The organism is Streptomyces sp. NBC_00212 (assembly GCF_045206365.1).
Classification (GTDB): domain Bacteria; phylum Actinomycetota; class Actinomycetes; order Streptomycetales; family Streptomycetaceae; genus Streptomyces.
Window position 1 is genome coordinate 7,720,038 of the sequence record NZ_CP108115.1, and the last position, 18,951, is coordinate 7,738,988.

The 18,951-nt window shown below is 71.3% G+C and carries 18 protein-coding genes; 9 read left to right on the plus strand and 9 right to left on the minus strand.

Features of this window, described 5'->3' with window-relative positions; genetic code table 11:
• Nucleotides 1–3 precede the first annotated feature (3 nt).
• Nucleotides 4–654 carry a response regulator gene (locus OHA17_RS35210; protein WP_398875107.1) on the plus strand — a complete coding sequence of 217 codons (651 nt, stop codon included), beginning with the start codon at nt 4–6 and terminating at the stop codon, nt 652–654.
• A gap of 316 nt (nt 655–970) precedes the next feature.
• Nucleotides 971–2,680, plus strand: a complete 1,710-nt coding sequence (locus OHA17_RS35215) for a ricin-type beta-trefoil lectin domain protein (protein ID WP_406509853.1) — start codon at nt 971–973, stop codon at nt 2,678–2,680.
• A gap of 9 nt (nt 2,681–2,689) precedes the next feature.
• On the opposite strand, the gene OHA17_RS35220 is transcribed toward OHA17_RS35215, so the two are convergent.
• The gene (locus OHA17_RS35220) at nt 2,690–3,286 is read right to left on the minus strand and encodes a Type-2Aa cytolytic delta-endotoxin (RefSeq protein WP_406509854.1); all 597 of its coding nucleotides are present in this window, start codon (nt 3,284–3,286) and stop codon (nt 2,690–2,692) included.
• A gap of 281 nt (nt 3,287–3,567) precedes the next feature.
• Between OHA17_RS35220 and OHA17_RS35225 the strand changes: the two genes are divergently transcribed.
• The 3 genes from OHA17_RS35225 to OHA17_RS35235 all read left to right on the plus strand — a co-directional run bounded on the left by OHA17_RS35225 (nt 3,568) and on the right by OHA17_RS35235 (nt 8,249).
• The gene (locus OHA17_RS35225) at nt 3,568–5,055 is read left to right on the plus strand and encodes an aldehyde dehydrogenase family protein (RefSeq protein WP_398875113.1); all 1,488 of its coding nucleotides are present in this window, start codon (nt 3,568–3,570) and stop codon (nt 5,053–5,055) included.
• A gap of 88 nt (nt 5,056–5,143) precedes the next feature.
• Nucleotides 5,144–6,685: an APC family permease gene (locus OHA17_RS35230; protein ID WP_406509855.1), complete on the plus strand. Its 1,542-nt coding sequence runs from the start codon at nt 5,144–5,146 to the stop codon at nt 6,683–6,685.
• Nucleotides 6,666–8,249, plus strand: a complete 1,584-nt coding sequence (locus OHA17_RS35235) for a GMC family oxidoreductase (protein ID WP_406509856.1) — start codon at nt 6,666–6,668, stop codon at nt 8,247–8,249. Before OHA17_RS35230 ends, OHA17_RS35235 begins: the two co-directional genes overlap by 20 nt.
• 48 nt (nt 8,250–8,297) lie before the next feature.
• Here OHA17_RS35235 and OHA17_RS35240 read toward each other — a convergent pair whose 3' ends face one another.
• Complete coding sequence (locus OHA17_RS35240) at nt 8,298–8,771, minus strand: Lrp/AsnC family transcriptional regulator (protein ID WP_189960324.1); 474 nt, start codon at nt 8,769–8,771, stop codon at nt 8,298–8,300.
• Nucleotides 8,772–8,830: 59 nt separating this feature from the next.
• Here OHA17_RS35240 and OHA17_RS35245 point away from each other — a divergent pair, with 59 nt between their 5' ends.
• Nucleotides 8,831–10,039 (plus strand): trans-sulfuration enzyme family protein, encoded by a 1,209-nt coding sequence (locus OHA17_RS35245; protein ID WP_406509857.1) that lies wholly within the window; start codon nt 8,831–8,833, stop codon nt 10,037–10,039.
• Between the two features lie 24 nt (nt 10,040–10,063).
• Here the strand turns inward: OHA17_RS35245 and OHA17_RS35250 are convergent, their stop codons facing one another.
• Nucleotides 10,064–10,540: a hypothetical protein gene (locus tag OHA17_RS35250; RefSeq protein ID WP_406509858.1), complete on the minus strand. Its 477-nt coding sequence runs from the start codon at nt 10,538–10,540 to the stop codon at nt 10,064–10,066.
• A 250-nt stretch (nt 10,541–10,790) separates the two neighbouring features.
• Between OHA17_RS35250 and OHA17_RS35255 the strand changes: the two genes are divergently transcribed.
• The gene (locus OHA17_RS35255; protein WP_406509859.1) at nt 10,791–13,010 is read left to right on the plus strand and encodes an RICIN domain-containing protein; all 2,220 of its coding nucleotides are present in this window, start codon (nt 10,791–10,793) and stop codon (nt 13,008–13,010) included.
• A 9-nt stretch (nt 13,011–13,019) separates the two neighbouring features.
• Here OHA17_RS35255 and OHA17_RS35260 read toward each other — a convergent pair whose 3' ends face one another.
• The gene (locus tag OHA17_RS35260) at nt 13,020–13,406 is read right to left on the minus strand and encodes a PPOX class F420-dependent oxidoreductase (RefSeq protein WP_406509860.1); all 387 of its coding nucleotides are present in this window, start codon (nt 13,404–13,406) and stop codon (nt 13,020–13,022) included.
• A gap of 273 nt (nt 13,407–13,679) precedes the next feature.
• Here OHA17_RS35260 and OHA17_RS35265 point away from each other — a divergent pair, with 273 nt between their 5' ends.
• Nucleotides 13,680–14,714 (plus strand): methyltransferase, encoded by a 1,035-nt coding sequence (locus OHA17_RS35265; protein WP_406509861.1) that lies wholly within the window; start codon nt 13,680–13,682, stop codon nt 14,712–14,714.
• 21 nt (nt 14,715–14,735) lie between these two features.
• Here the strand turns inward: OHA17_RS35265 and OHA17_RS35270 are convergent, their stop codons facing one another.
• The 4 genes from OHA17_RS35270 to OHA17_RS35285 form a co-directional block, all read right to left on the minus strand.
• Nucleotides 14,736–15,203 carry a hypothetical protein gene (locus tag OHA17_RS35270; protein ID WP_406509862.1) on the minus strand — a complete coding sequence of 156 codons (468 nt, stop codon included), beginning with the start codon at nt 15,201–15,203 and terminating at the stop codon, nt 14,736–14,738.
• 80 nt (nt 15,204–15,283) lie between these two features.
• Entirely contained in the window at nt 15,284–15,718 is a 435-nt protein-coding gene (locus OHA17_RS35275; protein WP_406509863.1) for a hypothetical protein, read from the minus strand.
• Nucleotides 15,719–15,775: 57 nt separating this feature from the next.
• Entirely contained in the window at nt 15,776–16,516 is a 741-nt protein-coding gene (locus OHA17_RS35280; RefSeq protein ID WP_406509864.1) for an SDR family oxidoreductase, read from the minus strand.
• A gap of 164 nt (nt 16,517–16,680) precedes the next feature.
• Nucleotides 16,681–17,190: a MarR family winged helix-turn-helix transcriptional regulator gene (locus tag OHA17_RS35285; protein ID WP_406509865.1), complete on the minus strand. Its 510-nt coding sequence runs from the start codon at nt 17,188–17,190 to the stop codon at nt 16,681–16,683.
• Nucleotides 17,191–17,326: 136 nt separating this feature from the next.
• Here OHA17_RS35285 and OHA17_RS35290 point away from each other — a divergent pair, with 136 nt between their 5' ends.
• A complete protein-coding gene (locus tag OHA17_RS35290; protein ID WP_053726770.1) occupies nt 17,327–17,743 on the plus strand; it encodes an organic hydroperoxide resistance protein in 417 nt (138 codons plus the stop codon).
• Between the two features lie 17 nt (nt 17,744–17,760).
• Here the strand turns inward: OHA17_RS35290 and OHA17_RS35295 are convergent, their stop codons facing one another.
• Nucleotides 17,761–18,714, minus strand: a complete 954-nt coding sequence (locus OHA17_RS35295; protein ID WP_406509866.1) for an NAD-dependent epimerase/dehydratase family protein — start codon at nt 18,712–18,714, stop codon at nt 17,761–17,763.
• Nucleotides 18,715–18,951 lie beyond the last annotated feature (237 nt).

Consider the following 18,951-nt stretch of genomic DNA (forward strand, 5'->3'; position numbering starts at 1 on the left):
CCTGTGATCCGAGTGGTTGTCGTGGACGACGAGCCGATGGTGTGCGGATTCCTCCGTACGATCCTGGGCTCGGCCGCCGACATCGAGGTCGTCGCCGAGGCGCACGACGGGGCGGCGGGCGTGGCAGCGGTGCTGCGCCACCGGCCCGATGTCGTCCTCATGGATCTGCGCATGCCGGGCACGGACGGGATCACCGCCATCGAGCAGCTGGCCCGGCGCCCGGACGCGCCGCCCATCGTGGTGCTCACGACCTTCGACGCCGACCAGTACGTCCTGCGGGCGCTGCGCGCCGGGGCCTCGGGGTTCCTGGTGAAGTCCACCCCGCCGGAGGATCTCATCGGGCTCGTCCGGGTGGCCGCCGAGGGGCACACCGTTCTGTCGCCCGCCGCCGCCCGGCGGCTGATCGCGGCCTCGACCGACGGCCTGTCGGCCCGCGACCGGGCACGCGAACGCGTCGCGCAGCTGACCGAGCGCGAGGCCGAGGTCCTGGCGGGCCTGGGGGAGGGGCTCTCCAACGCGCAGATCGCGGCCCGGCTCTATCTGTCGGAGGCGACCGTCAAGGGCTATGTGTCGCGCATGCTCGACAAACTCGAATGCGCCAATCGCACCCAGGCCGGGCTGCTCGCCCACGAGGCGGGTGTGGTCGCACCGTAGCGGTGCCGGGCCAACGCCCCGGATTCGTACGGCAGTTGAGTCGTCGGCGTGTCCGGCCTGCGCAAGCATGTGCGGGGCCGTTCGACGCCCCCGGACGGCCCGCGGCCGGACACGCCGTGGCAATGCCGGGCACGGTGCGGGCGGCGGCGGATGCTTGTTTGTGCTCGTTGAATGGGAGCCATTGACAGATACGAGCATCAGTACTGCACTGGCGGGTGCCCTCCGGCAGGCTCGTGCCGGCGGGATCGGCACCTTCCCCTGCCCTCCGACGCATCCCGCCCGGGCCCCAACCGGCCGGGCCAGGAAGGAATCTGTCGTGCCGTCACTTCCCACGCGCCGCCGCAGAGCCGCCGCTCTGCTGGCCGCGCTCCTGGCCGTCCCGCTGACCGCGACCGGGGCCCTGGCCGCCCCGGCCCCCGCGAAGCCCGCGGCCGCCCCCGCCCAGAGCGGGCCGCTCGCCGCGACCCCGCCGATGGGCTGGAACAACTGGGCGCACTACATGTGCGACATCAGCGAACAAACCGTCGTGCACAACGCCGACGCGCTGGTCTCCAAGGGCCTCGCCGCCAAGGGCTACAACACGCTGACCGTGGACGACTGCTGGATGACCAAGAGCCGGGACGCGGCGGGCAACCTCGTCGCGGACCCCGCCCGGTTCCCGCACGGCATGGCCTGGCTCGGCGACTACCTGCACGCGCGCGGCCTCAGGTTCGGCATCTACGAGGACGCCGGCTGGGGCACCTGCGGCGGCTACCCCGGCAGCGGACAGCCCAAGGGTGGCGGCCCCGACCACTTCGCCCAGGACGCCGCCACCTTCGCCTCCTGGGGCGTGGACTACCTCAAGCTCGACGGCTGCAACCTGTACGTCGCCCCCGGCCAGGCCAAGGAAGGCGCCTACCGCCAGGCGTACGACGCCGAGGCCGCGGCCCTGGCGGACGTCGGCCGCGACATCGTCTTCTCCGAATCGGCGCCCGCCTACTTCCAGACCGGCGAATGGGGCAACCCCGGCTGGTTCAACGTGCTCTCGTGGGTCGGCAAGGACGGCCAGCTCTGGCGCGAGGGCTACGACATCGCGACGTACGACCCGAACAAGCCCGACACGAGCCGCTGGTCGAGCGTGCTGACCAACTACGGCTACAACCGCTGGATCGGCCGCTACGCCGGACCGGGCAACTGGAACGACCCCGACTTCGTGCTCGCCGGGGCACCGGGCCTGACCGCCGACGAATCCCGCAGCCAGGTGGCGCTCTGGTCGATGATGGCCGCCCCGCTGATCCTCTCCTCCGACGTGGCCGCCCTCAGCCCGGCCGGGCTCTCGGCCCTCGGCAACACCGCCCTCGTCGCCATCGACCAGGACAGCCTGGGACGGCAGGCCGGGGTGGTCGCCACCAACGGCACCACCGACGTCCTGGCCCGCCCGCTGGCAAATGGAGACCGGGCCGTCGCCGTGCTCAACCGGTCCTCCTCCGCGCGGAACATCTCCACCTCGCTCGCCTCGATCGGCCTGCCCGGCTGCAAGGTGAGGGCCAAGGACCTCTGGAGCGGGGCGAGTTCGACGACGTCCTCGGCGCTGACCGCGACCGTGCCGGCCCACGGCACCGCGATCTGGCGGCTCACCCCGGGCAGCGGCTGCGCCCCCGCCGTACCCACCGGCCAGCTCACCGGCAACGGCGCCAACTGCGCGGACGTGTCCAACAGCGGCACCGCCAACGGCACCGCGGTGATCCTCTATCCCTGCACCGGCAACGCCAACCAGCGCTGGACCCTGGCCGGCGACGACACCGTACGGGCGCTCGGCAAGTGCCTGACCGCGAGCGGGGCCGGCGCCGGAAGCGCCGCCACCCTCTCGGCCTGCACCGGCACGGACGCCCAGCGGTGGACCAGCGGCCAGGACGGCACGCTCGTGAACGCGGGATCCGGGCTCTGTCTCGACGTGTACGGAGGCGGCACGGCGAGCGGCACCAAGCTCGACACCTGGACCTGCGGCGACCACCAGGCCAACCAGACCTGGGCGCTGCCCGTGTGACGGACGGCGTCAGGCCGTGACGGCGAGCTCCTGCCGCACGCTGATCGCATCGAGGCGGATCGTGACCGCCGCGGTGTCCTCGGCGCCCAGCGACAGGAGCTCCGCCTTGTCCGCGGCCACGCTCACCTCGACCCGGAAGGCGACGACGTACAGGTGGCCGCCGGTCTCCTCGTCCTGGAGCGCGAAGAGCAGGTGGTAGACGTAGCGGGTGCCGTCCGCGCCGTCCTGGAAGGCGAGGTGCGCCGCCCCCTCCTGCTCGCCGAGGCCGAGGAACACCCGGGCCAGCGCGGCATCAGCCTTGGCCCAGAACGCCGGGTTCTCGAACGGCTCGACCAGCGCCTGGCACACGGCCTGCTTCAGTGTGAGCACCATGACCTGCACCGGAGCGGTCTCCTGAAGACCGAAACCGGGGATGATCTTGACGACGGAGCTGTTCGGCAGCGCCCGCGCGGCCGACCGTACGGCCCCGAAGTCGAAGCCCCCGGCCGCCGGAGCGATCGCCTCCTGGAGCGCGGCCTCGGCGGCCCGCGCCTGGTCGAGCGCGTCCGGACCGACTTCGACGACCGCCTTGAAGGCGGCCCTTGTGCTGGTGGCCCGGTCAACCATGGCTGCTCCCGCGGGGGTTGGAAGTGATCAATCGTCGACACGCCAGTATGCACAAGCGGCCCCGAACCGGCAGTTCGGTCTCACATTCCGTACGCGAAGTGACCTGCGGGCGTTCGCGATTCACCAGGAGTGACCGTATGTGACGGCATGCACGTCTCTGACCTGCACGGACCACGGAAAGTGAGGCCCGTCACTTCGGGTGATTTTTTCGGCATGTTCCCCGCATGCCGGGGCAGGGGCGGTGATGGCCCTGTCCCAGCACCCATCGGAGGACCCGAACCATGCCCGAGCTCTTCATCGACGGCCAGTGGAATGTCGCCGTCGACGGGCGGACCCGTGAGATCCGGTGTCCGGCCGACGGCACCCTGGTCGCCACTGTCGACGAGGCGGGCCCCAAGGACACCGCCGCCGCGATCGCCGCGGCCCGTGCCGCCTTCGACCACGGCCCGTGGCCGAGGACGGCACCGGCCGAGCGCGGTGCGCTCCTGCAGCGCGTCGCGGACCTGCTCGTACGCGACAAGGAACTCCTCGCGCGGGCCGAGTCCCTCGACACCGGCAAGCGGCTCGTCGAGTCCCGCTACGACATGGACGACATCGCGAACTGCTTCCGCTACTTCGCGGCCCTCGTCGTCGCGCAGGGCGCGGGCCGCGTCGTCGACACCGGGAACCCGGTCGTCGACAGCCGCGTCGTCCAGGAGCCGGTGGGTGTCTGCGGGCTGATCACGCCGTGGAACTACCCGCTGCTCCAGACCGCCTGGAAGGTCGCCCCGGCGATCGGCGCGGGCAACACCTTCGTGCTCAAGCCGAGCGAACTGACCCCGCACACCGCCATCCACCTCATGAAGCTCCTCGCGGAGGCAGGCCTTCCGGCGGGCGTCGCCAACCTGGTGCTCGGCGCGGGCGCCGAGGCGGGCGCGCCGCTCGCCGAGCACCCCGACGTCGACCTCGTCTCCTTCACCGGCGGGCTCGTGACCGGCCGCCGCATCATGGCCGCCGCGGCGCCCACCGTGAAGAAGACCGCGCTCGAACTCGGCGGCAAGAACCCCAACATCGTCTTCGCCGACGTCGCCGTCACCGACGCGAGCTTCGACGCCGCCGTGGACAACGCGCTGACCGCCGTGTTCCTGCACTCGGGGCAGGTCTGCTCGGCCGGTACCCGGCTCCTGGTCGAGGACGCGCTGCACGACCGGTTCGTGGACGAACTCGTGCGCCGCGCCCGGCTGATCCGGCTCGGCGGCCCCTTCGACGAGCGGGCCGAGACCGGACCGCTGATCTCCGCCGCCCACCGCGACAAGGTCGAGGCCTACGTCGCCGCAGGGATCGCCGAGGGCGCCGTGCTGCGCTGCGGCGGCGAGCGGCCCAACTCCCCTGATCTGGAAGGCGGTTACTACTACCCGCCGACCATCCTCGACGAGTGCCGGGCCGGTATGAGTGTGGTGCGGGACGAGTCCTTCGGGCCGGTCCTGACCGTCGAGCGCTTCACCGACGAGGCCGAGGCCGTGCGCCTGGCCAACGACACCATCTACGGCCTCGCCGGCGCGGTGTGGACCACCGACGAGTCCAGGGCCCACCGCGTCGCCGCCGGGCTGCGGCTCGGCACCGTATGGATCAACGACTTCCACCCGTACGTCCCGCAGGCCGAATGGGGCGGCTACAAGCAGTCCGGGACGGGACGGGAGCTCGGGCCCGCGGGCCTGGCCGAGTACCAGGAGACCAAGCACATCTGGCGCAACACGGCCCCCGAACCCCAGCGGTGGTTCGAGAGCTAGCCGCCGACCCCCTGACCGGCCGCTCCCCGCGGACGGCCGGTCACCGCCCCGTGCCCCTCCTGCATCCCTGCCTACTTGGAGTCTGGTCATGAGCATGACGAAGGATGACGCCGAGCTCCGGGAGTTCGGCTACAGACCCGAACTCAAACGCACCCTCGGCAATTTCCACACGTTCGCCGCAGGCATCAGCTACATCTCGATCCTCACCGGCACCTTCCAGTTGTTCTACTTCGGCTTCGGCTTCGGCGGGCCCGCCTACTGGTGGTCCTGGCCGCTGGTCTTCGTCGGCCAGCTGATGGTCGCGCTGTGCTTCGCCGAACTCGCCGCCAAGTACCCGGTGGCCGGCTCGGTCTACAACTGGGCCAAGAAGCTCGGCGGTCCGCACGTGGGCTGGCTGGCCGGCTGGATGATGCTGGTCGCCTCGATCGTGTCGATCGCCGCCGTGGCGCTCGCCTACCAGGCGACCCTGCCGCAGATCTCCAAGGCCTTCCAGATTGTCGGCGACGGCACCGGCACCTACGACGTCGCCACCAACGCCGTGATCCTGGCCGCGGTCCTGATCCTCTTCACCACCCTGGTCAACGCGTTCGGCGTCAAGCTGATGGCCCGCATCAACACGGCGGGCGTCTTCCTCGAACTCGTCGCCACCGTCGTCCTGATCGTCCTGTTCGCCGTCCACGTCGTACGCGGCCCCTCCGTGGTGCTCGACACCCACGGCCACGGCGGCAGCGGCAGCTTCGGCTACATGGGCGCCTTCCTCACCGCGGCGCTCGCCTCCGCCTACGTGATGTACGGCTTCGACACGGCCGCCTCCCTCGGCGAGGAGTCCGTCGACCCGTCCCGCAACGCGCCGCGCGCGATCCTGCGGGCGCTGCTCGCCTCGTTCGTGCTCGGCGGCCTGATCCTGATCCTCGCCCTGATGAGCGTCAGCAGCCTCGACGGCAAGGGCATCACCACCGACGGCCTCCAGTACGTCGTGCTCGACGTGCTCGGCGACACCGGCGGCAAGCTGATGCTCTGGTGCGTCCTGATCGCGGTCACCGTGTGCGCGCTCGCCGTGCACACCGCAGCCATCCGCCTCGCGTTCGCGATGTCCCGGGACAACAACCTGCCCGCCGCGTCCCTGATGGCGAAGGTCAGCCCGCGCTTCAAGACCCCCGTGGCGCCCGCCGTCGTCATCGGCGTACTCGCCCTGGTGATCCTCCTGGTGAACATCCGCCAGCCGCAGATCTTCTCGGTGGTCACCAGCATCGGCATCATCATGATCTACGTCGCCTATCTGCTGGTCACCACGCCGATGCTGATCGCCCGGCTGCGCGGCAAGTGGACCCCGGCCGGCGACGGCAAGTTCACGCTGGGCCGCTGGGGCCTGCCGGTGAACATCGTCGGCGTCGTGTGGGGCGGCTTCATGACCGTCAACCTCGCCTGGCCGCGCGCCGAGGTCTACAACGCCACCGCCCCCTACCACTGGTACCTGCGCTGGGGTGCCTTCCTCTTCGTCGGAGCCGTCCTGCTCGGCGGCTTCGCCTACTACTGGTTCGTCCAGCGCCACCGCACCGGCGTCCTCGCGAGCCATGCCGCATCGGAAACCGAAAGTGAGTCAGACACCCATGTCCACACAGCCCACTGAATCCCCCGTCCGCACCGAGGAGTTCGACTACGTCGTCGTCGGCGGCGGCACGGCGGGCAACGTGGTCGCGGCCCGGCTCAGCGAGGACCCGTCGGTCACGGTGTGCGTCCTGGAGGCAGGTCCCTCCGACGTCGGCGACGACAACGTCCTCAAGCTCGACCGCTGGATGGGCCTGCTCGAATCCGGCTACGACTGGGACTACCCCGTCGAGCCGCAGTCCCACGGCAACAGCTTCATGCGGCACGCCCGCGCCAAGGTGCTCGGCGGCTGCTCCTCGCACAACTCGTGCATCGCCTTCTGGGCGCCCGCCGAGGACCTCAACGCCTGGGAGGCGGCGGGCTGTTCGGGCTGGGGCGCCGCCGACATCTTCCCGCTGTACCAGCGCCTGGAGACCAACGACGCCCCCGGCGACCACCACGGCCGCAGCGGCCCGGTGAAGATCCGGAACGTCAAGTCGGCCGACCCGTGCGGCGCGGCCCTCCTGGAGGCGTGCGCCCAACAGGGCATCCCCACCACGCAGTTCAACGACGGCCGGACCGTGATCCGCGGGGCCAACTGGTTCCAGATCAACTCGGACGAGAACAACATCCGCCAGTCGTCCTCGGTGGCCTACCTCCACCCCGTGATGGACAAGCGCCCCAACCTCGTCGTGCGCACCGGGGTGCGCGCCAAGAAGCTCCTCATCGACGCCAACCGCCGCTGCACCGGCGCCGAGTACCTCGACCCGGACCTCATCCACACCCGCACCGTCACCGCGCGGCGCGAGGTCATCGTGTCCTGCGGCTCGATCGACACCCCGAAGCTGCTCATGCTGTCCGGCATCGGCCCCGCGGCCCACCTGCGCGAGGTGGGCGTGGACGTCCTGGTCGACGCCCCCGGCGTCGGCGAGAACCTCCAGGACCACCCCGAGGGCGTCATCATGTGGGAGGCCAAGCAGCCCATGACGACGGCCTCCACCCAGTGGTGGGAGATCGGCATCTTCGCGGACACCGAACCCGGCCTTCAGCGCCCGGACCTGATGTTCCACTACGGCCAGGTGCCGTTCGACATGAACACCGCCCGGTACGGCTACCCGACCACCGAGAACGCGTTCTGCCTCACCCCCAACGTGACGCAGGCCAAGTCGCGCGGCACCGTGCGCCTTCGCACCCGCGACTACCGCGACAAGCCGATGGTCGACCCCCGCTACTTCACGCACGAGCACGACGAGCGGGTCATGACGTACGGCCTGAAGCTGGCCCGCGAGATCGCGGCGCAGCCCGCGCTCAGCGGCTGGGCGGGCGCCGAGCTGGCCCCGGGCCCGGACGTGCGGACCGACGACGAGTTGCTCGACTACATCCGCAAGACCCACAACACCGTCTACCACCCCGCCTCGACGGTGAAGATGGGCGCCGACGACGACGCCATGGCGCCCGTGGACGCCCGGCTGCGCGTCAAGGGCATCGACGGGCTGCGGGTCTGCGACGGCTCGGTCATGCCGGAGCTCGTCACCGTCAACCCGTGCATCACCACGATGGCGATCGGCGAGAAGTGCGCCGACCTCCTGAAGGCCGACGCGCGCTGACGCCCGCCGACCGGTTCCGGGCCCCCGCACAGCGGCCCGGAACCGGTCCTAGGCCGGCGGCAGCAGGGGCCCGCAGTCCCACTGCTGGAAGATCAGCCGGGTCTCCACCCGGGCCACCTCCGGCCGCGAGGTGAACTCGTCCAGGACGAGCCGCTGGAGATCCGCGGTGTCGGCGACGGTCACATGCACCAGGTAGTCGTCCGGGCCGGTCAGGTGGAACAGCGACCGGGACTCCGGCAGCGCCCTGACCCGCTCCACGAACGGACCGATCAGATCGCGCCGGTGCGGACGCACCTGCACGGACAGCAGCGCCTGGAGCCCCCGGCCCAGCTTGGCCGGATCCACGCGCAGCTGATAGCCCAGGATCACCCCGGTCCGCCGCAGCCGCGCGACGCGGTCCAGGCAGGTGGAGGGCGCCACGCCGACCTCGGCGGCGAGATCGCGGTAGGTCGTGCGGGCATCGTTCTGCAGAAGGCGCAGAATGTGCAGATCCACCGGGTCCAGTACGACGGATTCGGCCATGGCCCGAACGTAACACGGGGTACGGCTCCCGGGGCCCGGTGACTGTTCACAGTGGCCCCATGGACGCCGACACCACACCTGTGGACGCCTCAGCCGTGGACACCCTCGCCGTGCACGCGGGCCGCGAAGACCTCGCCGCCCTCGGCCTGCACGCCCCGCCGATCGACCTGTCGACCACCTACCCCTCGTACGACAGCCGGGGCGAAGCGGCCCGAATCGATGCCTTCGCCGCGACCGGCGAGGCACCCGAGGGCCCGCCGGTCTACGGCCGGCTCGGCAACCCGACCGTCGCCCGCTTCGAGACGGCCCTGGCCCGCCTGGAGGACACCGAGGCGGCCGTCGCCTTCGCCAGCGGCATGGCGGCCCTGTCGGCCGTGCTGCTCGCCCAGCACGCCACGGGCCTGCGCCACGTCGTCGCCGTGCGCCCCCTGTACGGCTGCAGCGACCACCTCCTGACCGCCGGGCTCCTCGGCAGCGAGGTCTCCTGGACCGACCCGGCGGGCGTCGCGGACGCGATCCGTCCCGACACCGCCCTGGTCATGGTGGAGAGCCCGGCCAACCCGACCCTGGCCGAGGTCGACCTGAAGGGGCTCGCCGAGGCCTGTGGCACGGTACCGCTGCTCGTCGACAACACCTTCGCGACGCCGGTGCTCCAGCGCCCCGTACACAGCGGCGCCCGCCTCGTCCTGCACAGCGCGACCAAGTACCTCGGCGGCCACGGGGACGTACTCGGCGGGGTCGTCGCCTGCGACGAGGCCTTCGCCCGCAGACTGCGCCAGATCCGCTTCGCCACCGGCGGCGTCCTGCACCCGCTCGCCGGCTACCTGCTGCTGCGGGGCCTCGCCACCCTGCCCGTACGGGTGCGCGCCGCGTCGGCGACCGCCGCCGAACTCGCCGCCCGCTTGGCCGCCGACCCGCGCGTGCTGCGCGTCCACTACCCGAAGGTGGGCGGCGCCATGGTGGCCTTCGAGACGCTCACCGACCCGCACGACGTGATAGCCCGGGTCCGCCTGATCACCCCGGCCGTCAGCCTCGGCAGCGTCGACTCCCTCATCCAGCACCCGGCGTCGATCAGCCACCGCATCGTGCCCGAGGACGACCGCGCCTCCTCCGGCGTCAGCGACCGCCTGCTGCGCATGTCGGTCGGTCTGGAGGACGTCGAGGACCTGTGGCGCGACCTCGACCGGGCGCTGGGCTCCGACTTCTCAACTCAGACCGTGCGTACGGGAGTTCATGCCACCGGAGAGGCTCAGCTAGCCGACGCCTGAGCGGACGGACCGGGCGAAGGGGGCTCAGCGGGACGTCTTGTTCCGGGTGAACTCGTCCTTGCTGCCGAAGCCGTCCCAACTGACCTCCAGGGTGGAGCCGTTGAGCCTGGCCGTGCCCTTGGTGCGGGTCGTGTTGCCGTCCGGGCACTTGAGGAGCAGCGTCGCCGAACCGGCGGCGCTGTTCGCCGTTCCGTTGCACAGGTGCTCGCCGAGTACGGACGCGTTCTTGCCCTTGATGACGAGGGCGACGGGCTTGCCCTGGGTGACGGCCACCCAGTCGCCGTCGATACCGCCGGCCGCCGGCGAGGTGCCATGTCCCTTGCCCTGAGCGGGAGTTGAGGTACCGCCCGGCCCGACGGGCGTCTTGGCGGGCGAACTGCTCGCCGCCGGAGCCTTGCCCGACGACGGCTTGTCGGAGGCCTTGTCCGAGCCGCCGCTGCTGCACCCCGAGGCGAGAAGGACGCCGGCGAGCCCCACGGAGGCGAGGCCGGTAATACGCAAGAACCTGTGCACTGCTGATCGTCCCCCTGCGACGCGATTTCCGGACGCGTCAAGCTACCAGCCGCTCGTCCCGCGTACGTGAACTTCTTCCGTACCTGAACTCTTGACGGGCCCGCCGGGGGCTCCTAACTTCACACCTTGAAGAAAGCCGTGAACCCCTCGCGTCACTCGTGACGCCCTCCCCGCACCTCGTAACTCCTCCCGTACACCCCCCACTTACTCCGTGCACCCCGCGGTACAGGATGGACGTATGAGAACTTCCGGATCCCCCACCCGGCCCCCGCACCCCAGAACCCGGACCACCCCGCTGCTCGCCCTCGGCGCCCTGCTCGCCTCCCTCGTCTCCGCGGCCGCCCTCGCCCCGACCGCACAGGCCGCGGACCTGCCGACGGGCTGGGTCACGGTGGCCGCCCGGCACAGCGGCAAGTGCGTGGACGCGGCCGCGGCGGGCACCGCCGACGGCACGGCCGACCAGCAGTACGCCTGCAACGCGAGTACCGCACAGCAGTGGCGGTTCGAGCCGACCGGCGACGGCTATGTGCGCGTCGACAACCGCAACGACGCGAGCAAGGCCTGGGACGTCACGGGCGTCTCGACCGCCGACTCGGCGCCGGTCCAGCTGTGGTCGTACAGCGGCGGTGCCAACCAGCAGTGGCTGCCGGTCCAGGAGGCGGGCGGCGCCTACCACTTCGTCAACCGCAACAGCGGCAAGTGCCTGGACGTGCCGGGCGCCTCGACGGCGGACGGCGCCCGCATCCAGCAGTACGCCTGCAACGGCACCGCGGCCCAGTCCTTCGGCCTGGACGCCTCGGGCGACCCCCAACCACCCGCCGGGATACCGGACTTCGGGCCGAACGTCACGGTCTTCGACCCGTCGATGTCCGCCTCCACCATCCAGGGCCGGCTCAACCAGGTCTTCGCCCAGCAGGAGAAGAACCAGTTCGGCGCGCAGCGCTACGCCCTGCTCTTCAAGCCCGGCACGTACTCCGCCGACGCCAACGTGGGCTTCTACACCCAGGTCGCGGGTCTCGGACTCTCCCCGGACGACGTCACCATCAACGGAGCCGTGCACGCCGAAGCCGACTGGTTCCAGGGCAACGCCACCCAGAACTTCTGGCGCTCCGCCGAGAACCTGTCGGTCAACCCCACGGGCGGCAGCGACCGTTGGGCCGTCTCGCAGGCGGCGCCCTACCGGCGCATGCACGTGCGCGGCGACCTCCAGCTCGATGACGGCGGCTGGTCCAGCGGCGGGTTCATCGCCGACTCGAAGATCGACGGGCAGGTGCGGTCGGGCTCGCAGCAGCAGTGGCTCTCGCGCGACAGCCAGTGGGGCAGCTGGAACGGCGCCAACTGGAACATGGTGTTCGTCGGCGACGTCAACGCCCCCGCCAACAGCTTCCCCAACCCGCCGTACACCACGGTCGCGCAGTCACCCGTGACCCGAGAGAAGCCCTTCCTGTACGTGGACGGCGCCGGCGCGTACAAGGTGTTCGTGCCCGCCGTGCGGACCAACACCCAGGGCACGACCTGGTCGGGCGGCAACCAGCCCGGCGGCTCGCTCGGCATCGACACCTTCTTCATAGTGAAGCCGGGCGCCACCGCCGGTGACATCAACCAGGCACTCGCCCAGGGCAAGAACCTGCTGGTCACACCCGGTGTCTACCACCTCGACCAGACCCTGAACGTAACCCGGCCCGACACCGTCGTGCTCGGGCTCGGACTCGCCACCCTCGTCCCCGACAACGGCATCACCGCGATGGACGTGGCCGACGTGGACGGTGTGAACGTGGCCGGCCTGCTCATCGACGCGGGCACCACCAACTCGGGGACGCTGATGCGGGTCGGCCCGAGCGGCGCGACCGCCCGGCACAGCGCCGACCCGACCTCGCTGCACGACGTGTTCTTCCGCATCGGCGGCGCAGGCGTCGGCAAGGCGACACAGAGCCTCGTAGTCAACAGTTCGGACGTCATCGGCGACCACATGTGGCTGTGGCGGGCCGACCACGGCAGCGGCGTCGGCTGGACCAGCAACACCGCCGCCAACGGCCTGATCGTGAACGGTGACAACGTCACCATGTACGGCCTGTTCGTCGAGCACTACCAGCAGCACCAGGTCATCTGGAACGGGAACGGCGGCCGCACCTACTTCTTCCAGAACGAGATGCCGTACGACCCGCCCGGCCAGGGCTCCTGGATGAACGGCTCGACGCGCGGCTACGACGCGTACAAGGTGGCGGGCAATGTGACCAGCCACGAGGCCTGGGGGCTCGGCAGCTACTGCTACTTCAGCGCCGACCCCTCGGTGGTCGCCGACCGGGCCTTCGAGGCGCCCAACGCGTCCGGGGTCCGCTTCCACGACATGGTGACGGTGTCCCTCGGCGGCACCGGAACCATCGGCCATGTCATCAACAACAGCGGAGGTCCCTCCAACTCCGCGAGCAATGTGGCCGACCTGGTCTCGGGACCGTAGCGGCCCCGGTCAGGAGTCGAGGGTGATCCGGACGGCCACCGTGCCGCTCGTGCCGCGCCGCAGCCGGCTGCCGAGCAGGGTGAGCCGTCCGAGCACCCCGTACTTGCGGCGCAGCAGCGCCCGGCAGGCGTCGGTGGCGGCCGCGTCGCAGATCACGGCCGTCGCCGGGTGCTGCTCGCCGGTGGGGTTGCCGCGCACGTCGCAGGGCCCGGCAAGCACCTCGGGCCGGTTGCGGATGCGCTTGACCTTCCAGGAGTCGCGCACCGTCCAGATCACCAGGGCGTCGCCGTCCCGGACGACCCACACCGGGGTGGCGACGGCCGTGCCGTCCTTCTTGTAGCTCGTGACGAGCAGGTACTTACCGGCGCCGAGCCGGTCCAGCACGTCGGAAGTCATGACGCCATCCTCAAAGTCGGCGAAGCGAAGCGGGTGGGAGGCCTTTGTAGCAGGTGAGTGCCTGCCCCCTGGTGAGACACCCGGCTCCTCGTCCCGGTGGGACACCCGGCCGAGCGGCCGCCCGCCCGGCGCGCGCGGCCCTTGTCCGGAAGCCGACTTGACGCCCCTCGCGACCCGGCGAACCCGCACCGGGGCGCGGGGCGCACTGCGAGGATGGGAAGGCACGCCTTTGTGGTGACAAAGGCAAATCTCCCGTGACGACAGGAGCGGACCGTGGCGACCAGTTCGGACAGCCCGATCGACCCCACCGACCCCTTCAACCCCTCACCGCTCAATCGGCTGCTGTTCGGCCAGGTGTACTCGGCTGCGGTCCGGGCCGTGGCGGTGCACCGCATCGCCGACCAACTGGCCGACGGCCCCCGCACCGTCGAGGATCTCGCCGCGAGCGCCGCTCTGCACGCCGATTCCCTGCGGCGCGTGCTGCGCCTGCTCGCGATGCACGGGCTGTTCAGCCAGGACGAGAAGGGCGCCTTCGCGCTGACCGATTCGGGCGCGGCGCTGCGCACGGACGTGCCCGGCTCGCAGCACGCGGCCGCCATGCTGATCACCCACGAGATGTTCAGCCGGTCCGCAGCCGGAATTCAGGACACTTTGCGCACCGGAAAGACGCCTTTCGAAGCCGCCTACGGGGTGCCGTTCTTCACCCACCTCGCGGGCTCGCCCGCCGAAGGGGAGCTGTTCGACGCCGGGATGGCCTCGATGTCCGGCCGGGTCGACGAACTCGTCGCGGAGAGCTACGCGTTCCCCGGCAGCGGAACCGTGGTCGACGTGGCCGGTGGCCGGGGCGGACTGCTGCGCGCGGTGCTCAGCCGCGAACCCGCCCTGACCGGCGTGCTCTTCGACCAGCCGAACACCGTGTCCGACCACCTGCTCGACACCGAGGAGGTGCGCGGACGCTGGAGCGTGGCGGGCGGCGACTTCTTCTCGGAGGTACCGGCCGGCGGCGACCTCTACCTGCTCAAGCACATCCTGCACGACTGGAACGACGAGGACTGCCTGCGCATTCTCGGCGCGATCCGCCGGGCCGCCGCCCCGGGCAAGCGGCTCCTCGTGGTCGACGCGGTGCTGCCCGACAACGGTGACGCACACCCCGCCGTGGAGCTGGACATCATCATGCTGATGCTGGTGAAGGGACGGGAGCGGACGGCCACGGAGTTCGAGAACCTGCTCACCCGGTCCGGATTCAAGCTGAACCGCATCCTGCCGACCCCGTCGCTGCCGTCGATCATCGAGGCCGAAGCGGTGTGAACGGACTCGGCCGACCGGTCCTCAGAAGGCCGTCGCCAGGTTGCGTACGAAGAGGGCGACGACGCCGATGACGGCGAGGATGATCATCCAGGACGCGAAGCCGGTGTGCCGACTCCCGCGCACCGGCTTCGGGGACCGCTCGGCAGCCTTGGCCTTCTTCGGTCTGCCGCGTCTTGGCTGCTCGCTCCGCGGCGCGGGCCCGGCCGCGGTGTCGGCGAGCAACCTCCGGCAGACGGCGGCGAGTTCACTCGTGCCCTCGGTGAGCGTGGCCACCGCCTCGGAGCGTGCCGGGGCGGTGGTGCCCCCGTCGAGGATCCGGCCCGCGCGGACAAGGACCTGGTCCCGGCCGCCGGTGGGGGAGAGGCTGATCCAGCGCTCCACGTGTGCCCCGCGGATGACCACGGTGCCCGACCGCTCGCGGTACAGGGTGTGCTCCCGCCACAGCAGCTCGGCCAACTCGCCTGCGATGTCCCGTAGTTGCGCGCTCACGCTTCCCCCGTCGTCCCCGGACAATCGAACAAGCATGGCACTCTAGCGGCAGCCGGTGCGCCTCGCGAACCGGCCCCGCCTCATCCCGCCGGTTCGACTTCGAGGTAGTGGTGGCGGCGCGGCCCGCGGTACTCCAGCGCCACCCACCCCAGCGGCCGCAGTACGGCGGCGCAGCGCCGCAGCGACTCGTTCGCCGCGTACTCGGCGCCGCTGCCGGGCGGCCCCAGCCACTCGACGCGGACGCCGGTGGCTCCTTCGGCGGCGCTGACGCGGTAGCCGGTGGCGTACCGCTCGCCCTCCGCGTCGACGGCGGACGGTTCGATGCCCGCCGCCTCCAGGGCCAGCGCGATCGCCCGCACCGGCTGGAGCCGCTCCCACCGCGCCGGTCCCGAGACGTCCATGACCCGGCGGATGTGCAGCAGCCCCTCGAAAGCCGTGCGCACGGCGGCATCCCGGCCGGCATCCGGGGACGCCATGGGCCCGTCCCCGGTCGCCGCCTCGAACGGTTCTGTCATCCGCCCCTCCTGAACTCCCAGCATGCTGGCCGACGTCCCACCGTGTCGAGCCGGCATTCACCGCCCGCCGGCGACCCTGAGGATCGCGCCGGTGGTGTACGAGGCGTCGGGCGAGAGCAGCCAGGCGATGGCGGCGGCGACCTCGCCGGCCTCGCCGGGGCGGCCGAGGGGGATCGCCGAGGCCATCCTGGCCGGCCGGTCGGGGTCGCCCATCGTCGCGTGCATATCGGTGTCGATGATGCCGGGGGCGACCGCGTTGACCCTGATGCGGTCCTGGCCGAGCTCCTTGGACAGGCCGAGGGTCAGCGCGTCGGCGGCCGCCTTGGACGCGGCGTAGTGCACGTAGTCGCCGGGGCTGCCCAGCGTGGCCGCCGCGGAGGAGATGTTGACGATGGCGCCCCCGCCGTTCGCCGCCATGTCGCGGGCGGCGCGCCGGCAGCAGAGCAGATAGCCGAGGACGTTGACGTCGACGACCTGGCGAAGGACCTCGGTGCCGGTGTCGGCGAGGCGGCCGAGCGGGCCGCTCACTCCGGCGTTGTTGACCAGGCCGGTCACCGGCCCGAGCTCGGCCGCCGCCGTATCGAACAGCCGCTCCACGTCCGCCTCTTGAGAGGTGTCGACCCGCACGGTGACACAGCGGGCCCCCGCCGCACGCACCGCCTCGGCGACCTCCTGCGCGGCCGCGCCGTTGCTGACGTACCCGAGCGCCAGGTCGTGCCCGTCCGCCGCGAGGCGGACGCAGGTCGCCGCCCCGATTCCCCGACTGCCGCCTGTGACGATGGTGACCGGACGTGACACGTGCTGCCTCCCGCGCTTGCTGGTGTGTGCATGGTTGGACAGCAAGTCCTATCGCACGCGCGGCAGCTCACCGCCGGGACCCCCACCCGCAGGGTGAACCAGAGGTGGTCCAGACGCGCGGGGGATCCGGCGAGAGGGTCCAGGACTGTGCCCTCTTCGGGGACTCACCCCTCGGCGCAGGCCGCCTCGTCCGTGTCCGTCGGCAGCGGCCCCTGGGCGGCGTCGAGGCCCTCGGTGAGGGTGGCCAGGAGAGTGCGCAGGGTGTGGAAGTCCTCCGGGGGGAGATTGACGGCCCGGGCGATGTGGTGCGGCACCGCCAGCGCGCGCTCGCGCAGCGCCGTGCCCTGTTCCGTGAGGCGGACGGTGACGGAACGCTCGTCAGCCCGGCTGCGGTGCCGCTGCACGAAGCCCGCCGATTCGAGCCGCTTGAGCAGCGGCGACAGCGTCCCCGAGTCGAGCCTCAGCTTCTCGCCGATCCTCTTGACCGGCAGCTCCCCGTGCTCCCAGAGCGTCAGCATCACCAGGTACTGCGGGTACGTGAGCCCCAGGTCCTTCAGGAGCGTGCGGTAGACGCCGTTGAAGGCGCGCGAGGCCGCGTGCAGCGAGAAGCAGAGCTGAAGGTCGAGCCGCAGATAGTCCTCGTCGTGCGGGCGGGCGGAGGGCGTGGTCACCATGCGGCCAGGCTAACACGCGCGCCATTTAGTTGTGCACAACTTAATTGTGTGCTTCAGTTGGTTCCGGGCAGCCGAGGCTTCCCCGTACGGAGCCGCACCGACTCGGTACGGACGGACACGAGAGGAACCGATCACTATGGACGCGCTCTACACCGCAGTGGCGACCGCCAATGGCCGCGAAGGCCGCACCGTCAGCTCCGACGGCCAGCTCGACCTGCCCCTCGCCTTCCCGCCGGCCCTCGGGGGCAACGGCCAGGGCACCAACCCGGAGCAGCTCTTCGCCGCCGGCTACGCGGCCTGCTTCGCCAGCGCGATGGGCTCCGTCGCCCGCCAGCTGAAGCTCGACGTCAAGGACGTCTCGGTGACCGCCGAGGTGGGCATCGGCAAGGACCCCGCCGACGGCGGCTTCGGCATCGGTGTCGTCATGCGCGTCGAGCTCCCCGGGCACCTGGAGGGCGAGAGCGGCGCGAAGCTCGTCGAGCTGACCCACGCGGCCTGCCCCTACTCGAAGGCGACCCGCGGCAACATCCCGTTCGAGATCGTCATCGAGTAGCGGCCCGCGCGCCGCGGTCAGGCGCGCTCGGCCAGCAGGCCGCGGTACCAGGCGAGGGTGGCGTCGAGGGTGTCGCCCATCGCGATCGGCGCGGTGCGGAACGCGGCCTCGAAGGCCCCCGAGCTCACGATCTGCGGCTCGGTGTGCTGGTAGAACATCTCGGCGTACGCGTCCATGAAGACCTGGTCGAACGGGCCGAAGGGGCCCGGCTCGTCGAGCGTCACGATCTTCAGCGGGCGGCCGACCCGGTCCTCGACCATCCCGAGCACCTCGCGGGTGGTCAGGGCCGACGCCGTCGGGAGGTGCCAGACCCGGCCGTCGCCGTGCGGGCTCTCGCCGAGCGTGGCGAGCCCGGCGGCCACCGCGCGGATGTCGGTGTAGCTGTGCGGGAGGTCGATGTCGCCGAGCGTCAGCACTTCGCCGCCGGTCAGCGCCCCGGGGAAGACGGCCGCGCCGAGCGTCGAGTTGAGGACCCCGGGGCCGACGAAGTCGGCGGACCGGCCGAGCACCACCGAAGCGCGCGCCTCGCGGTGCGCGGCCAGGTACTTGTCGTCGAGCTCGGCGCGCATCCGGCCCTTGTGCGCGGTGGCGCGCCACGGGGTGTCCTCGGTCATGACCTCGCCGTGGGTCTCTCCGTACGGGTAGAGCGTGTCGAGGACGACCAGGCGCGCGCCCTGCGCCTCCACGGCGCCGAGCACGGCCTCCTGGATCCGCGGCATGACCTCGACCTGGAGCTGGTAGGCGACGTTGACGCAGTGGTAGACGACCCCGGCGCCCCGAATGGCTGCCGTCGCCCCCTCGGCCGAAGCGACATCGCCCTTCAGCCGGTCGACTCCGGCTATCTCGGGGCCGGTTCCCGACCGGTCGACGAGGCGGACCGGGTGGCCGCGGTGCGCGAGCTCGGTGGCCAGGGCCGTGCCGGCCGGGCCCGCGCCGAGAACCACGTGCAGGTTGCTTTCGGTGTGCGACATGTCGATTCCCCTCATGGCCGGGACGGCGTCAGCCCCCGGCTGCGTTATGTGCAGTGCCGTTAGTTAGAGACTATAACTCTGGCGCGTGCTTGACGCAATGGGGAGAGGTGTTCGTCGTGGATGCGCTGTTTCAGGGCAGCCCTGTGCGGCACAGCGCCCCAAAGGGGCGCGGGGAACTGCGCGATCAGCCTCCACCGGCCCGCGGATGAACCACTCCACTCGCCGCGGGGCCTCAGC

Coding starts and splice junctions, on each gene's coding strand:
- OHA17_RS35255 (WP_406509859.1), top strand. CDS start 10,791: ATGAGAACTTCCGGATCCCCCACCCGGCCCCCGCACCCCAGAACCCGG.
- OHA17_RS35295 (WP_406509866.1), bottom strand. CDS start 18,714: ATGTCGCACACCGAAAGCAACCTGCACGTGGTTCTCGGCGCGGGCCCG.
- OHA17_RS35260 (WP_406509860.1), bottom strand. CDS start 13,406: ATGACTTCCGACGTGCTGGACCGGCTCGGCGCCGGTAAGTACCTGCTC.
- OHA17_RS35285 (WP_406509865.1), bottom strand. CDS start 17,190: ATGGTGACCACGCCCTCCGCCCGCCCGCACGACGAGGACTATCTGCGG.
- OHA17_RS35235 (WP_406509856.1), top strand. CDS start 6,666: ATGTCCACACAGCCCACTGAATCCCCCGTCCGCACCGAGGAGTTCGAC.
- OHA17_RS35290 (WP_053726770.1), top strand. CDS start 17,327: ATGGACGCGCTCTACACCGCAGTGGCGACCGCCAATGGCCGCGAAGGC.
- OHA17_RS35240 (WP_189960324.1), bottom strand. CDS start 8,771: ATGGCCGAATCCGTCGTACTGGACCCGGTGGATCTGCACATTCTGCGC.
- OHA17_RS35275 (WP_406509863.1), bottom strand. CDS start 15,718: ATGACAGAACCGTTCGAGGCGGCGACCGGGGACGGGCCCATGGCGTCC.
- OHA17_RS35245 (WP_406509857.1), top strand. CDS start 8,831: ATGGACGCCGACACCACACCTGTGGACGCCTCAGCCGTGGACACCCTC.
- OHA17_RS35225 (WP_398875113.1), top strand. CDS start 3,568: ATGCCCGAGCTCTTCATCGACGGCCAGTGGAATGTCGCCGTCGACGGG.
- OHA17_RS35230 (WP_406509855.1), top strand. CDS start 5,144: ATGAGCATGACGAAGGATGACGCCGAGCTCCGGGAGTTCGGCTACAGA.
- OHA17_RS35220 (WP_406509854.1), bottom strand. CDS start 3,286: ATGGTTGACCGGGCCACCAGCACAAGGGCCGCCTTCAAGGCGGTCGTC.